We start from the raw sequence: 14,238 nt of genomic DNA, 5'->3' as shown, positions 1-14,238 counted from the left end.
TTTCCTCTCTTTCATGACACAGGCAGACAAAGCCATGAAAAAGCTTCTTCTCGCCGCGGCCCTGTCGGCCGCCGCGTTCACCGGCAGCGTGACGGCGCAACAACAAGCGCAGCTGCCCTCGGAATTCGCGCCGGCGGCCGCCGCCAAGCCCGCGGGCGGGCCGGCCAGGAACGCCAACTACGTGATCGACCCGACCCACACCTTCGTGATGTACGAGATGGGCCACTACGGCACCACCACCAACCGCGGCCGCTTCAGCACCAAGGACGGCTCGGTGCAGATCGACGGCACCGGCGCCAGCGGCAAGGTCGACATCACGATGGACATCAGCTCCATCAACACCGGCGTCGACCTGCTCAACCGCCACGTGCAGAGCAAGGACTTCTTCAACGTGGCCGAGTTTCCGACCGGCCGCTTCGTGGCCGACCGCATCGACATCTCCGGCGACAAGGTGGTCGACGTGCCCGGCAAGCTCACGCTGATGGGCCAGACCCGCCCGGTGACACTGAAGGCCGTGCGCTTCAACTGCTACCTGAGCCCGCTGATCAACCGCCAGGTGTGCGGCGGCGACTTCGAGACCACCGTGGAGCGCAGCGACTGGGGCATCACCTGGGGCCTGAACTTCGGCTTCGAGAACAAGGTGAAGCTGCTGGTGCAGGTCGAGGCGGTCAACGTGCAGTGACACCGGAGGCGACACCATGATGGACACCACCCTCGCCCTGCTCGGCATCGCCGGCGCCATGGCCGTGGGCGCGATGAGCCCCGGCCCCAGCTTCGTGATGGTGGCGCGCACCGCCGTGACTTCGCGCGCCGACGGCCTCGCCGCCGCGCTGGGCATGGGCGCGGGCGGGCTGGTCTTCGCGATCGCCGCGCTGGCGGGGCTGCAGGCGGCATTCCTCGCGGTGCCAGCGCTGTACCTGGCGATCAAGGGGCTGGGCGGTGCGTACCTCGTGTACCTGGGTTTGCGCATCTGGCGCGGCGCGCGGCAGCCGCTGGCGGTGGCGCAGGAAGCCGGCGATCCGGCACAGCGCCCGCAGGGTCGGGGAAAGCGCACCTTCCTGCTGGGCCTGGCCACGCAGGTGAGCAACCCGAAGACGGCCGTGGTCTACGCGAGCATCTTCGCGGCCTTCCTGCCGCGCGAGGTGCCGCTGGTGCTGGCGCTCGCGGTGCCGGCGGTCATCTTCTGCATCGAGACGGGCTGGTATTCGATCGTGGCACTGGCGCTGTCCTCGGCGGCGCCGCGCTCGGCCTACCTGCGCTACAAGGTCTGGATCGACCGCGCAGCCGGCGGCGTGATGGGGCTGCTGGGGCTGCGGCTCGTGTGGTCGGCAGTTCGCGGCACCTGAGGCTGCAGAGCTACAGCAGGCTCTCGGGCGTCAGCGGCGCCAGGATCTCGAGCATGGTCCGGTCCCAGAAGCCGGAGTCGGGCTCCTCGGTCAACACGGTGACCTTGCCGCCGCCCTCGTCGCTGACCCATTCGATGCGCGACTCGTTGCTGCCCTCGGCGAAGCGCAGCCTGTAGGCACCCTGCTGCTTGAGCACGTCGATGAGCTTCAGCGCCTGCTGCGCCATCTCGGGGCTGCGAATGAACAGGCCGATCTCGGTGTTGTGCGTTTCCGAGCGCGGATCGAAGTTCATCGAGCCGACGAAAAGAATGCGCTGGTCGATCACCGCCGACTTGGCATGCAGCCGGCCCACCGAAGTACCGAAGAGGCCCAGGCGCACGCTGCTGCGGGTGCGCTTGGTGCTCAGCTCGTAGAGGTCGGCGCCGAGCTTGAGCATGTCGGGCCGGTAGCGGCGGTAGGCGGTGTGCACCAGCGGCTCGTCGGTGGCGGCCAGCGAGTTGGTGACCACGCTGATCTTCACGTTGCGCCCGCGGATCTCGCGCATCACCTCGAGCCCCGAGGCGCCCGGGATCAGGTAGGGCGAGACGATGGTCACTTCCGAGCGGGCGCGGCGCATCTGCTCGACCACGTTGTAGCGCACGCTGTCGACGTCCAGCAGCGGCACGCCGCCGTAGGAGGCCGTCTTGCCGATCACGCGCTCGGGCGAATCGGCGTACGCCTCGGCGGTGGTCCAGATCAGGCCGAGCTTGCCGGCGTCCAGGTCTTCCGCCATCGGGCTGTAGCCGAGCAGGTCGTTGGGCGCGGGCTTCGGCGGCGGCGGCGTGGTGTCGGGGCCGGTGGCCAGTTCGAAGCGTTTCTGCAGTTCCTCGCGCGGCAGGTCGCTGGCCACCACGGACTGGATCGGCCGCACGTAGACGCTGTTCCAGTACTGGTCGAACAGGCTGCCCAGGCGCGGGACCAGCGCGCCGGTGACGAAGGTGTCGAGGTCGATGAAGTTCTCGCCCGAGGTGCGCCTGAAGTACTGGTTGCCGATGTTGCGCCCGCCCGCCACCGCCATCGCGCCATCGGCGATGAACAGCTTGTTGTGCATGCGGCGGTTGACGCGGCTGAAGTCGAAGAGCGAGGCGGTGAAGCGCTTCAGCAGGCTGCCGCGGCCGGCCGGGAAGGGGTTGAACAGGCGCAGCTCCACGTTGGGCGTGGCGGCCAGGCCCAGCAGCAGCTCGTCCTCGCCGGAGGTGTAGAGGTCGTCCATCAGCAACCGCACGCGCACGCCGCGCTGGGCGGCGTCGCGCAGGGTGCGCAGCAGGTAGCGGCCGGTCTCGTCGTTCTCTATCTGGTAGTACTGCACGTCGAGCGTGCGCTGCGCGCGGCGCGCGAGCTGGATGCGCGTGTCGAAGGCGAAATCGCCGCCGGGCATCAGGCGGAAGCCGCTGAGGTCGGGGTCGGGCTGGGAGGCCAGCGCGATCTTGCCCAGGGCGGTGTCGGCCGAGACGGCGATGGTCTTGGTCGGCGGGCGCGGGGCCTCGTCAGGCAGGGTGGCGCAGCCGGCGAACAGCAGCACCGCCGCCATGGCGAAGACCCAATGCCCGGCGCGCGACATCAGGCCATGGCTCATCGGCTTCTTTCTAGAGTGCCTTGCGCAGGTTGGCAGGGGCGATGCGCAATGCTTCGCGGTACTTGGCGACGGTGCGGCGCGCGCACTCGATGCCCTGCTCCTTCAGCATCTCGGAGATCTGGCTGTCCGACAGCGGCTTCTTCACGCTCTCCGAGCCGACGAACTGCTTGATGAGCGCGCGCACCGCGGTGCTCGACGCGTTGCCGCCGGTCTCGGTGCCCAGCGCCGAGCCGAAGAAGTACTTGAGCTCGACCGTGCCGAAGGGCGTGGCCATGTACTTGGCGGTGGTCACGCGCGAGATGGTGGACTCGTGCAGGCCCAGCTCGTCGGCGATCTCGCGCAGCACCAGCGGGCGCATGGCGAGCTCGCCGTGCACGAAGTAGCTCTTCTGCCGTTCGACGATGGCGTTGCTCACGCGCAGGATGGTGTCGAAGCGCTGCTGGATGTTCTTGATGAACCAGCGCGCCTCCTGCAGCCGCTGCGACAGCGCCTGGCTGCCCTCGCCCTTGTGCGACTTGAGCGCGCCGGCGTAGATGTCGTGCACGCGCAGCCGCGGCATCACGTCGGGGTTGAGCATGACGCGGAACTTCACGTTGGTGCCGCGCCCGGTCTTGGTGACGATCACGTCGGGAATGACGACGTTGCGTTCCACGTCGACGAAGCTGCGGCCCGGCTTGGGCTCCAGCCGCGCGATGACCTGCAGCGCCGAGCGCACCAGCTCCTCGCTGCTGCGGGTGAGCGTGGCCAGGCGCTTGAAGTCGCGTCGCGCGAGCAGCTCCATGGGCTGCTTGCAGATGGCCAGCGCGGTCTTGCGGACCAGCTCTTCTTCCTCGGTCTCCTCGTCGCTGGCCATGGCACGCAGCTGGATGCTCAGGCACTCGCCGAGGTCGCGCGCGCCGACGCCGGCGGGCTCCAGGCTCTGCAGCAGGCCGAGCGCCACCTGGAAGTGGTGCACGAGGTCGTCGAACTCGTCGTTGTCGTCGCCGGCCAGGCCCGAGGCCAGCGCGGGCAGCGAGTCTTCGAGGTAGCCGTCGTCGTTGAGCGATTCGATGAGAAAGCGCAGCGCGGCGCTGTCGCTCTCGTTGAGCCGCAGGCTCAGCGCCTGGCGGTGCAAAAAGGACTGCAGCGACTCCTGGCTGCGCGCGAGCTCGGTGGCATCGGCGCGCTCGTCGTCGCCGGCGTTGTTCTGGCGCGCAGGCGCGTCGCCGCCCCATTCGCTGTCGTCGGGCGCCATGTCGACGGTGCCGTCGCCTTCCCAGTCGGGCTCGCGCTCGGCGACTTCGGCGGCGGGGCCGTCGGAGTCGGCGGCCGCGGTGCTTTCCGTGGACGAACTGGTGGTGCTGCTGCTCGCGGCCGAGGGGGTGAAGTCGCTCTCGCCTTCGCCGCCTTCACCGCCGTCGTCGCGGGGGACCGGCGCGTCGGCTGTGTCGAGCCCGAATTCCTCGCGCACCGCTTCTTCGGCTGTGCGCTCGAGGAACGGGTTCTCGTCGAGCATCTGCTCCACCTCCTGGCTCAGCTCGAGCGTGGAGAGCTGCAGCAGCCTGATCGACTGCTGCAGCTGCGGCGTGAGCGCCAGATGCTGCGAAACGCGAAGGGACAGCCCTTGCTTCATGATGGAAACCGCCCCCGCGCCTTACATGCGGAAGTGCTCGCCCAGGTACACCCTGCGTACCTCGGCGTTGTCGACGATCTCCGAAGGCGTGCCTTGTGCCAGCACGTGCCCGTCGCTGATGATGAATGCGTGGTCGCAGATGCCCAGCGTCTCGCGCACGTTGTGGTCGGTGATGAGCACGCCGATGCCGCGCTCCTTCAGGAAGCTGATGATGCGCTGGATCTCGATCACCGCGATCGGGTCGATGCCGGCGAAGGGCTCGTCCAGCAGGATGAAGCGCGGCTGCGTGGCCAGCGCGCGCGCGATCTCGACGCGGCGGCGCTCGCCGCCCGACAGCGCCAGCGCGGGCGAATCGCGCAGGTGGTCTACGCGCAGGTCGGCCAGCAGGTCGCTCAGGCGCTCCTCGATGTGCTCCTTCGACAGCGGCACCATCTTGCCCTTCGCGTCGGGCTCGCTCTGCAGCTCGAGCACGGCGCGCACGTTTTCCTCGACCGTGAGCTTGCGGAAGATGGAAGCTTCCTGCGGCAGGTAGCTCAGGCCCATGCGGGCGCGGCGGTGGATCGGCATGTGGGCGATCGGCTCGCCGTCGATGGTGATGTCGCCGGCATCGGCGCGCACCAGCCCCACGATCATGTAGAACGAGGTGGTCTTGCCGGCGCCGTTCGGCCCGAGCAGCCCGACGACTTCGCCCTTCTGCACGTCGAGCGAGACGTCCTTCACCACCGTGCGGCTGCCGTAGCTCTTCTTCAGGCCGCGCGCGACCAGGCGGCTGCCCGGTGCGCCGTTGGCGTCCTGCGTTCCTGCGGATTCGATCACTTGCGCGTGTCTCCCTGGTCACTTCCGAGCGTGGTGCTCGGGCGCAGGCCCTTGCCGGGTGCCGGGGTGACTGCCGGGGGCGGTGCCTTGGCACCACCGGCCGGGGCCGAGGCGCCCGCGGCCGGCGCGGTGGCGGTTGCTGCCTTGGGGGTGAGGATGGTCCTGACGCGTCCGCCCGGTGCCGAGGCGTTCACGGCGGTGTTCGGGGGCACGGTCGAGCCGTTGACGGTGTAGGTGTCGTTGCTCTGGTCGTAGACGATCAGGGCGCCCTGGCTCTCGTCGTTCGGCGTGGCGCCCAGCAGGCGGCGCATGACGGCATTGCGGATGAACTTGACGTTGTCGGCGCGGCTGTCGTACTCGATGACTTCCGACTCGCCCTCTATCCACTCGTCGGGCGCGTTGCGCTTCTGCTTGTAGTAGGCCCGCTTGCCCGGCGCCGCCGTGACCACGCCGTACTGGTAGCCCTCGGCGTCCTGGCGCACGTCGAGGCGGGCGCCGCGGATGATGATCGTGCCCTTTGTCACCAAAACGTTGCCGGTGAACACGCTGGTCTGCTTCAGGTCGTCGTAGCGCATCGAGTCGGACTCGATGTTCATCGGCTTGGAGCGGTCGGCGGTCTCCGCCACGGCTCCCGATGCGAGGCCTGCCAGCAACAGCGCGCCGGCGGCCAGGCGGCCGATGCGACGCAGGAAGGGGGTTGTGGGGTAAGAGTGCAATGTCATAGAGGCACGAAACTTGCTCGGCATTGTATGCGGCTGAGTGCTCCAGCCCCGCACGCACAGATGAAAAAGCCCGCCTAGGCGGGCTTGACTTTCTTTCCGGTTTTCCCCCAGAAACACGCGCAACCGCGCGGTACGGCTCGGCTTTTGGCGCTCAGCCCTTCTTTGCTTCACCGATGAGATAGTTCACGACCTGAAGCACCTTGGTCATGTTGCCTGCGGTTTCACCGTCGACATACCAGCGGCCGGCCACGGCCATCGCGGGCACGCCGGCCACCTTGTAGGCATCGGTCAGCTGCGAAGCGCGCTTGGCCTTGCTGGCCACGCCGAACGAGGTGAAGGTTTCCTTGAACTTGGTGGCGTCCAGGCCGTTGGCGGTGGCCCAGGCAATGATGTTGGCGTCGCCGTTCACGTTCTGGCGCTGGGCGTGGATCGCGTTGAACACCTTGGGCTGGAACTCGTCGACCTTGCCCATGGCTTCGAGCGCGTAGTAGAGGCGCTGCTTGGCCTCGACGTCGTTGCCCACGAAGGGAACGGGAATGCGGCGGAAGGAGACCTCCTTCGGGATGGTCTTGAGCCAGGCTTCCAGCGTCGGCTCGAAGTCGTTGCAGTGCGGGCAGTTGTACGAGAAGAACTCGACCACCTCGACCTTGCCCGCGGGGGCGTCGACCGGCACGCGCTTGTCGAGCACCAGGTACTCGGAACCGGCCTTGGGCGCGCGCGCCTGGGCGTGGGCCGTGCTGACACCCAGGGACATCAGCCCGAGCGAAGTGGCGGCCAGCGAAAAGTCACGACGTTTCATTTGAAAGGGTTCTCCAGTTGGTACGGCAGACTGAGCCGGCGCGCGGCGGGGAGTTCCACTCCCCTGCTCGACGGCGCGCCCGAAGCTACGAAAGGCGATATGAAAGGCGACGAATGGTGGCGGCAAACGCCGCCCGGCGGGGCTTGAGGGCTATTCCGGCTGTTGTGTGCGGCGCTCAGCGCTGCACGCGGACCAGCGCGGAATCCATGCCGCCGCCGTCCAGACGTTCCTTCAGGCGGTCGGCGTCGTCCTTCTTGCTGAACGGGCCGGCGCGCACGCGGTAGACGGTGCGGCCCGCCTGCTCGCGCTCGGTGACCTTGGCCTCGACGCCCATCAGCGACAGCTTGGCGCGCTGCGCCTCGGCGTCCTCGGTGGTGCGGAAGGCGCCGGCCTGCACGAAATACATGAAGGGATCGGGGCCCGAACTGCTGCCAGCATTGCTGTTGCTGCTGCTCGGCGCGGCCGACGCGGTGGTAGTGCTGCCAGAGCCGGAGACCTGGCCCGAACGCGCACGGGCCAGATCGCCCAGCGGGTCGTTCGATTGTTGCGGCAGGGCGTTGGCCTCGGCCGGCACCGGCGCGGTGCGCGGCGGCTTGGGCGCCACCACCACAGGCACCGGCGGCGCGGCGTTGGGCGAAGCGGTGGCCGGAGCGGCGGCGGTGTTGCCGGTGGCGGGCTCGCCGGTGATGGGGTTGACCGGGCCGGTCGGGGCCGCCGGCGTCGCCGGCTTGGGAGCGCCCGCCTTGCCGGCCAGCGGCGCGTTCGGGTCCCAGTCGCGGTTCTTGCGGGCCTCGGCCTCGTCCTGCTCGGCGCCGCCGCGCTGCGTCTTGGTCACGAACGGGATCGGCACCTTGGTCACGTAGACCGCGATGCCCAGCGCGACGCCCAGGCCGAGCACCAGCCCGATGATCAGGCCGATGACGATGTTGCCGCGTTGACTTCTTGTCTTCTTCATGGTGAGGGAGTTCACATCTTGCTCGGCGCACTGACGCCGAGAATCGCGAGGCCATTGTGCAGCACCTGCGCGCAGGCGGCGACAAGAGCCAGACGAGCCTTCTTCAAGGTCTCATCGTCGACCAGCACGCGCTCCGCGTCGTAGTAACTATGGAGATTCGCCGCGAGTTCACGCAGATAGAAAGTCACATCGTGCGGCGCAAAATCCTTGGCTGCGGCCGTAAGCATCTCGGGGTACTTGGCCAGTTGCAGCATCAGCGTCTGAGCCTGCGGTGCTTCCAGCGACGACAGATCCACGGAACTCAGCGAGGCAACGTCACCGCCCCAATCCCGAATCATCTTGCAGATACGCGCGTGCGCCATCTGCACGTAGTAGACCGGGTTGTCATTGTTCTGAGCTAGCGCCAGATCGATGTCAAACAGGAATTCGGTGTCGGGCTTGCGGCTCAGCAGGAAGAAGCGCACAGCGTCGGTGCTGGTCCACTCGATCAGGTCGCGCAGCGTGACGTAGCTGCCGGCGCGCTTGCTGATCTTGACCTCCTCGCCGCCCTTCATCACGCGCACCATGGTGTGCAGCACGTAGTCGGGGTAGCCCTCGGGAATGCCTTCGCCCGCCGCCTGCAGGCCGGCGCGCACGCGCGCGATGGTGCCGTGGTGGTCGGTGCCCTGGATGTTGATGACCTTGTGGAAGCCGCGCTCCCACTTGGCGATGTGGTAAGCGACGTCGGGCACGAAATAGGTGTACGTGCCGTCCTGCTTCTTCATCACGCGGTCCTTGTCGTCGCCGTAGTCCGTCGACTTCAGCCACAGCGCGCCGTCCTGCTCGTAGGTCTTGCCCGCGGCCACGAGCTTGCGCACCGCGGCCTCGACGCGGCCGCTGGTGTAGAGGCTGGATTCCAGGTAGTACTGGTCGAAGCGAACGCGGAAGGCCTGCAGGTCCAGGTCCTGCTCGCGGCGCAGGTAGGCCACGGCGAACTCGCGGATGGCGTCGATGTCCTCGATGTCGCCGCTGGCGGTGACTTCGCGGTCTTCCGACTTGACGGTCTTCTTCGCCTTGAAGTCGGCCGCGATGTCGGCGATGTAGTCGCCGTTGTATGCAGGCGCCTTCTCGCCGCTGGGCCATTCGGCGTCGCCGGGCTTGAAGCCGCGCGCGCGCAGCTGCGTGCTGTTGGCCAGCGTCTGGATCTGCACGCCGGCGTCGTTGTAGTAGTACTCGCGCCACACGCTCTCGCCCTGCGAGGCGCGCAGGTTGCAGATGGCGTCGCCCAGCGCCGCCTGGCGGCCGTGGCCGACGTGCAGCGGGCCGGTCGGGTTGGCCGAGACGAACTCGACCAGCACCTTCTCGCCGGTGGCCGGCTGCTGGCCGAAAGTATTCCCGGCCGACAGCACCTCGCGCACGATCTGCTGCTTGGCAGCCGTCTTCAGGCGGATGTTGAGGAAGCCGGGCCCGGCGATCTCGATGGCGTCGACCCACTGGGCGAACGCAGGGGTGGCGAGCAGCGCCGCGCTCAGTTCCTCGCCCAGTTCGCGAGGCTTGCGCCCCAGCGGCTTGGCGAGCTGCATCGCTGCCGTGCAGGCGAAATCGCCGTGCGCGGCCATCTTGGGCGACTCGAACGCGGCCTTGGAGCCGGCGCCGGGCGAGAGGGATTCGAGCGTGTTCGCGAGCGCCGCGAGCAGCTCCTGTTTGACCAATAGCATCCGGAAATTTTACCGGGGGCAAACCCGGGCGCAGTTGACGATCGTCATCCGATCGTTGAGCTGGCCCGTTACGATGGTCGGCCCCGAGGCGGGGAACCTGTCACAAATCAACCTAGCGAGGACATATCACCATGAAGAAGCTCCTTTCCCTGGTCGCACTGGGCGCCTGCCTTTCCTTCGGCGCAGCACAGGCTCAAGACAAGGCTCCCGCTCCGGCCGCGGCACCCGCGGCTGCCGCCCCCGCAGCAGCCCCCGCCGCCGGCGCAAGCTGCGAAGCCAAGGCCGTGGACAAGAACGGCAAGGCCCTCGCCGGTGCCGCCAAGGCCAGCTCCATCAAGAAGTGCGAGAAGGAAGCCAAGGCGGCCGCAGGTCCCGCATGCGCGGCCAAGGCCGTGGACAAGAACGGCAAGGCCCTCGCCGGTGCCGCCAAGAACAGCTTCATCAAGAAGTGCACCGCTGACGCAGCCAAGGCCTGAAACGGCACCGCGCTGAGCTCACAACTGTGAAAAAGGCCCGCGTCCCAGTCTGTGTAAATAGTCTGCGCTGAGTCTGCGAGATATGCCCCTCAGGCGTTTGTCTGAGGGGCATTTTTCATTGGAGGCAGGCCAATGGGACATCGACACGGGCAGGCGCGAGGGCAGGCGACGTTATTCCCCCTGATGCTCGATGAGCTGGTGAGCCAGGACGCACTGGTACGGGTGGTGGACGCCTGGGTGCAGGCGCTGGATCTGAAGGAGCTGGGCTTTGCCAAGGCGCAGGCGCAGCGGTTGGGCGCGCCGCCCTACGACCCGGGCGATCTGCTGGGGCTGTACATCTGGGGGTATCTGAGCGCGATCCGCTCCTCGCGGGCTCTGGAGCGGGAGTGCCGGCACAACGTGGAGTGCATGTGGCTGCTGGGGCGCCTGGCGCCGGATCACAAGACCATTGCGGAGTTCAGGCGCCAGAACACGGCGGCCCTGGTGGCCAGTTGTGCAGCTTTTGTGCAGTTCGCGCGGGCCAGCCGGTTGATCCGCGGCTCGACAGTGGCCATCGATGGCTCGAAGGTGCAGGCGGTGGCCTCGCGCAAGGCGGTGGTGGGCCAGCGTGAGCTGGCCGCGCAGGCGCAGCGCAACGCGCAGGAGATCGCCGCCTATCTACGGCTGCTGGACAGCCAGGACAGTGACGACGAGCAAGGCCGCCAAGGGCCTGGGGGTGCAACAGGCACGTCAGATGAAGTACGCGGCGCCTTGGAACGCCTGAAGACGCAAGGCCGTGCCATTGCCAACCAAGCCCAGCAACTCATGCGCAGCGGTGCCAATGCCATCGTCAACGGCGAGCCCGAGGCACGCCCGATGCGCAGCCTGAACAGCCAGCCGGGCTACAACCTGCAAACGGCAGTGGAGACACAAAGCCACCTGATCGTGGCGCACGAGGTGGTGTGCGAGGTGAACGATCAGCGTCAGTTGCAGCCCATGGCCGAGGCGGCCAGCCGGGCGCTGCAGCAGCCGTGCACGGTGGTGGCCGATGCGGGCTATGCCAATGGGGAGCAAATCGCGGCCTTGCAGGCTCAAGGCATCACGAGCTACGTGGCGCCCAACCGGGCCGTGAACAACCAAGGCGACGGCAGCCTGTACGAGCGCAGCGCCTTTACCTACGAAGCGGCCAGCGACAGCTTCACCTGCCCGGCGGGCAACGCCTTGAGGCGCAAGCAGCTCTCGCGCAAGGACAAGACGGTGATCTACGCTGCACAGCCTGGCGACTGCGCTCGATGCGCGCGCAAGCCCGAATGCACCACGGCCAGGCAGCGCTTCGTGACGCGCCACCTGTACGAAGAGGCGCTTGAGGCCAATGCGAGCCGGCTGGCAGCCAAGCCCTGGATGATGGCACTCAGGCGCCAGACGGTGGAGCACCCCTTCGCCAGCATCAAGCACCTGATCCTGGGCAATGCCAGGCTGCTGATGAGGCACACGAGCGGCGCGCGCGCCGAGTTCGCTCTGGCGGTGATGGCCTACAACCTGAAGCGGGTGTTCAACATGAAGGGCGCGCCCTGGATGCATCAGGCGCTGCGGGGCTGAGGCCCCTGGGGCAATCGCTCGCCCAATGAAAAATGCCCCGCTCTCGCGGGGCTTCTCGATTTAAGCGGCCAGTTGACTATTTACACAGACTGGTCCGCGGGCCTTTTTCTTTTACTTCAGCGCGCCCAGCAGATTGTTGAAATCGTCGGTCCAGGGCATCTGCCCCGGCTCCGTGGCGATCGGGGCCGCGCCCGCGCGTATGGGCTCGCGCGCCAGCGCCTGGGGGTCGCGCGAGACCAGCACCCAGTCGGTGCGATGCAGCCAGTCGGACTGCTCCGCCAGGTCGTGCACCAGCACCGCGTGCAGGCCGCGCGCGGCGGCCACCCTGGCGATCACGGGCGCCAGCGCCAGGAAGCGGTTGGTGACGTGGAAGGCGATCACGCCATCGGGCCGCATGTGGCGCAGGTAGACGTCCATCGCCTCCACGGTGAGCAGGTGCACCGGCACCGAATCCCCCGAGAAGGCATCGACCGCGAGCACGTCGAAGCCCTGCGCCGGTTCGCGCTCCAGCGCCAGCCGGGCGTCGCCCGAAACGCGCTCGATGCGCGCGGCGCTGTCGCGCAGGAAGCTGAATTCCTTGTCCGCCAGCGCGAACACCAGCGGATTGATCTCGTAGAAGCGGTAGACGTCGCCGCTGCGCCCGTAGACCGCGAGCGTGCCGGCGCCCAGCCCGATCAGGCCCACGCGGCGCGGCCCGGCCGGCGCCGCGGCGATGGCGCGGCCGATGCCCGAGGTCTGGCCGTAGTAGGTGGTGAGCTCGCGCCGGCGTGCGGGGTCGGTGAACTGCGAGCCGTGCTTGACCGATCCGTGCGCCAGCTGGCGCGTGCTGTCCGAGGGCGGATCGCGCTTCATGTCGTACACCTGCAGCACCCCGTAGAAATTGCGCTGCAGGCTGCGCGCGCCCAGGTTGTCGCTGGCGATCTGCCGCAGCAGGAAGAAAGTGCAGCCGGCGGCCAGCGCCACGCAGCCCACCCGCAGCCATGCCCGCCGGCGCAGCACGGCCGCCGCCGCCAGCGCGGTCAGCATCAGGCCGAGCCCCAGCTCGTAGTACGCCGCCAGAACATGCGGCGCGACCAGCCCCACCATCACCCCGCCCAGCGCGCCGCCGAGCGAGAGCATCAGGTAGAAACGCGTGAGATAACGCGGCCCCGGCCGCAGCCGGGCGGTCTCGCCGTGCAGGAACATGCACAGCACGAACAGCCCCGACACGTACAGCGGCAGCGCGATCCGCACGTTGGCGCCGATGGAGTGCTGCAGCCCGAAGGCGCACAGCAGCAGCATGGCGGCCCCCAGCGGCAGGAACACGCCGCGCCGGTACCAGCGGTCGCTCTCGAAGCACAGCACGAAGGTCAGCAGGTACAGCGACAGCGGCAGCACCCACAGGAAGGGCACGGCCGCGACGTTCTGCGTGATGTGGTTGGTCACCGCCAGCAGCAGCCACGACGCCAGCGCCGGCAGCGCGAGCCACAGGAAGCAGTCGAGCGCGCGCGGCGGCCTTTCTTCCGCCGGCGCGTCGGCGGACTCCGGCGCGGCCTGCTGCCGGACGTCTTGCGGCCAGCGCCGCGCCATGTACAGCGTGGTGCCCGCGCACAGCAGCGCGAACGCGCCGTACCCCCACGACCATCCGTGCGCCTGCTGCAGCAGCGTGCTGCGCGGCTCGATCAGCACCGGGTAGCTCAGCAGCGACAGCAGCGAGGCCAGGTTCGACAGCGAGAAATACCGGTACACCTGCGCGCCCCACGGCGTGCGCGCCACCCACGACTGCACCAGCGGCCCGGTGGTCGAGAGCAGGAAGTAAGGCAGGCCGATGGTGCAGGCCAGCAGCCCGAGGATGCGCCAGGCCGGGTCCTCGGTGCCCACCGGCTTCCAGTGGGCGCTCACCACGATCGGCAGGAAGGCCAGGCTCGCGAGCAGCAGCCCGACATGCAGCACGGCCTGCGCGCGCATGCGCAGGTGGCGCGCGACCCAGTCGGAATACGCGTAGCCCGCGAGCAGCACGACCTGGAAGAACACCATGCAGATCGACCACACCGCGGCCGAGCCGCCGAACCACGGAAGGATCTGCTTCGCGATCAGCGGCTGGACCAGGAACAGCAGGAACGCGCTGCTGAAGATGGTTCCGGCAAACAGGAGCTGGATGCCGGCGCGCCCCATGCCGCGCCTACTTGCCGAAGCCGCGTGCGAGGAACACCGCCACCAGCGGGATCAGCGCGATCAGGTGCGCCTGGATCATCACCAGCTTGCGGGTCTTGAGGATCTCGGCCTCGGCCGGCAGCTTGCCGGTGGCGCGCAGCGTCTTGCGCCAGCGGAAGTAGGTCAGCGTCGGGAAGATCGACACCACCCCCACGATGATGAACAGCCCCAGCTTCACGTGCAGCAGCGGGTTGGTCCAGTACCAGGCCGTGCCCTTCACGCCCCACCAGGTGCGCGCGATGCCGGTGGCGAGCACCGCGATGGCGGCGATGCCGTAGACCATGTCGACCTTGGCCAGCCGTTCGACCACCGCCGCGTTGAGCCACTGCACGCGGCACAGCGCGGCCTCGCTGGAAATGAAGACGACCATCGTGAGGATGGCGAGCAGGTGAAGGTACGCAAGGATGGCTTCTAGCGTCATCGGTGGAG

The 14,238-nt window shown here is 68.1% G+C and carries 13 protein-coding genes; 4 read left to right on the top strand and 9 right to left on the bottom strand.

Annotation, left to right across the window (positions count from 1 at the left end):
- The first annotated feature begins 34 nt into the window (after nucleotides 1–34).
- Both ABL843_RS03015 and ABL843_RS03010 read left to right on the top strand, forming a co-directional pair.
- Entirely contained in the window at nucleotides 35–682 is a 648-nt protein-coding gene (locus tag ABL843_RS03015) for a YceI family protein (RefSeq protein ID WP_184640015.1), read from the top strand.
- Between the two features lie 16 nt (nucleotides 683–698).
- Nucleotides 699–1,346, top strand: a complete 648-nt coding sequence (locus tag ABL843_RS03010; protein WP_418118919.1) for a LysE family translocator — start codon at nucleotides 699–701, stop codon at nucleotides 1,344–1,346.
- A gap of 10 nt (nucleotides 1,347–1,356) precedes the next feature.
- On the opposite strand, the gene ABL843_RS03005 is transcribed toward ABL843_RS03010, so the two are convergent.
- The 7 genes from ABL843_RS03005 to argS all read right to left on the bottom strand — a co-directional run bounded on the left by ABL843_RS03005 (nucleotide 1,357) and on the right by argS (nucleotide 9,562).
- The gene (locus ABL843_RS03005; RefSeq protein WP_418118918.1) at nucleotides 1,357–2,961 is read right to left on the bottom strand and encodes a phospholipase D family protein; all 1,605 of its coding nucleotides are present in this window, start codon (nucleotides 2,959–2,961) and stop codon (nucleotides 1,357–1,359) included.
- A gap of 10 nt (nucleotides 2,962–2,971) precedes the next feature.
- Nucleotides 2,972–4,573 (bottom strand): RNA polymerase factor sigma-54, encoded by a 1,602-nt coding sequence (rpoN, locus tag ABL843_RS03000; protein WP_418118917.1) that lies wholly within the window; start codon nucleotides 4,571–4,573, stop codon nucleotides 2,972–2,974.
- A gap of 21 nt (nucleotides 4,574–4,594) precedes the next feature.
- Nucleotides 4,595–5,389: an LPS export ABC transporter ATP-binding protein gene (lptB, locus tag ABL843_RS02995; RefSeq protein WP_184640021.1), complete on the bottom strand. Its 795-nt coding sequence runs from the start codon at nucleotides 5,387–5,389 to the stop codon at nucleotides 4,595–4,597.
- Nucleotides 5,386–6,111 carry a lipopolysaccharide transport periplasmic protein LptA gene (lptA, locus tag ABL843_RS02990; protein WP_418118916.1) on the bottom strand — a complete coding sequence of 242 codons (726 nt, stop codon included), beginning with the start codon at nucleotides 6,109–6,111 and terminating at the stop codon, nucleotides 5,386–5,388. Before lptA ends, lptB begins: the two co-directional genes overlap by 4 nt.
- Nucleotides 6,112–6,262: 151 nt before the next feature.
- A complete protein-coding gene (locus tag ABL843_RS02985; RefSeq protein WP_126022201.1) occupies nucleotides 6,263–6,910 on the bottom strand; it encodes a thiol:disulfide interchange protein DsbA/DsbL in 648 nt (215 codons plus the stop codon).
- Nucleotides 6,911–7,085: 175 nt separating this feature from the next.
- A complete protein-coding gene (locus tag ABL843_RS02980) occupies nucleotides 7,086–7,865 on the bottom strand; it encodes an SPOR domain-containing protein (protein WP_418118915.1) in 780 nt (259 codons plus the stop codon).
- Nucleotides 7,866–7,876: 11 nt separating this feature from the next.
- A complete protein-coding gene (argS, locus tag ABL843_RS02975) occupies nucleotides 7,877–9,562 on the bottom strand; it encodes an arginine--tRNA ligase (protein ID WP_418118914.1) in 1,686 nt (561 codons plus the stop codon).
- A gap of 131 nt (nucleotides 9,563–9,693) precedes the next feature.
- On the opposite strand from argS, the gene ABL843_RS02970 reads away from it, so the two are divergent.
- Complete coding sequence (locus ABL843_RS02970) at nucleotides 9,694–10,038, top strand: hypothetical protein (protein WP_184640027.1); 345 nt, start codon at nucleotides 9,694–9,696, stop codon at nucleotides 10,036–10,038.
- 132 nt (nucleotides 10,039–10,170) lie between these two features.
- Nucleotides 10,171–11,616: an IS1182 family transposase gene (locus ABL843_RS02965; RefSeq protein WP_418118384.1), complete on the top strand. Its 1,446-nt coding sequence runs from the start codon at nucleotides 10,171–10,173 to the stop codon at nucleotides 11,614–11,616.
- 111 nt (nucleotides 11,617–11,727) lie between these two features.
- Here the strand turns inward: ABL843_RS02965 and ABL843_RS02960 are convergent, their stop codons facing one another.
- Nucleotides 11,728–13,770, bottom strand: a complete 2,043-nt coding sequence (locus ABL843_RS02960; RefSeq protein ID WP_418118913.1) for a spermidine synthase — start codon at nucleotides 13,768–13,770, stop codon at nucleotides 11,728–11,730.
- Between the two features lie 7 nt (nucleotides 13,771–13,777).
- Nucleotides 13,778–14,230: a DUF2214 family protein gene (locus tag ABL843_RS02955; protein ID WP_093203932.1), complete on the bottom strand. Its 453-nt coding sequence runs from the start codon at nucleotides 14,228–14,230 to the stop codon at nucleotides 13,778–13,780.
- Between the last annotated feature and the right edge of the window lie 8 nt (nucleotides 14,231–14,238).

Source organism: Variovorax sp. 350MFTsu5.1 (genome assembly GCF_048302515.1).
In the GTDB taxonomy this organism is placed as follows: domain Bacteria; phylum Pseudomonadota; class Gammaproteobacteria; order Burkholderiales; family Burkholderiaceae_C; genus Variovorax; species Variovorax guangxiensis.
Note: the sequence above shows the minus strand (reverse complement) of the source record. Positions and strands in the feature narration are given on the sequence as shown.

What these genes read in the sequence shown, in the direction of transcription:
- ABL843_RS02985 (WP_126022201.1), bottom strand. Translation starts at nt 6,910, where the DNA reads ATGAAACGTCGTGACTTTTCGCTGGCCGCCACTTCGCTCGGGCTGATG.
- ABL843_RS03005 (WP_418118918.1), bottom strand. Translation starts at nt 2,961, where the DNA reads ATGAGCCATGGCCTGATGTCGCGCGCCGGGCATTGGGTCTTCGCCATG.
- ABL843_RS02955 (WP_093203932.1), bottom strand. Translation starts at nt 14,230, where the DNA reads ATGACGCTAGAAGCCATCCTTGCGTACCTTCACCTGCTCGCCATCCTC.
- ABL843_RS03010 (WP_418118919.1), top strand. Translation starts at nt 699, where the DNA reads ATGATGGACACCACCCTCGCCCTGCTCGGCATCGCCGGCGCCATGGCC.
- ABL843_RS03015 (WP_184640015.1), top strand. Translation starts at nt 35, where the DNA reads ATGAAAAAGCTTCTTCTCGCCGCGGCCCTGTCGGCCGCCGCGTTCACC.
- ABL843_RS02965 (WP_418118384.1), top strand. Translation starts at nt 10,171, where the DNA reads ATGGGACATCGACACGGGCAGGCGCGAGGGCAGGCGACGTTATTCCCC.
- lptA (WP_418118916.1), bottom strand. Translation starts at nt 6,111, where the DNA reads ATGACATTGCACTCTTACCCCACAACCCCCTTCCTGCGTCGCATCGGC.
- rpoN (WP_418118917.1), bottom strand. Translation starts at nt 4,573, where the DNA reads ATGAAGCAAGGGCTGTCCCTTCGCGTTTCGCAGCATCTGGCGCTCACG.
- ABL843_RS02970 (WP_184640027.1), top strand. Translation starts at nt 9,694, where the DNA reads ATGAAGAAGCTCCTTTCCCTGGTCGCACTGGGCGCCTGCCTTTCCTTC.
- ABL843_RS02960 (WP_418118913.1), bottom strand. Translation starts at nt 13,770, where the DNA reads ATGGGGCGCGCCGGCATCCAGCTCCTGTTTGCCGGAACCATCTTCAGC.
- ABL843_RS02980 (WP_418118915.1), bottom strand. Translation starts at nt 7,865, where the DNA reads ATGAAGAAGACAAGAAGTCAACGCGGCAACATCGTCATCGGCCTGATC.
- argS (WP_418118914.1), bottom strand. Translation starts at nt 9,562, where the DNA reads ATGCTATTGGTCAAACAGGAGCTGCTCGCGGCGCTCGCGAACACGCTC.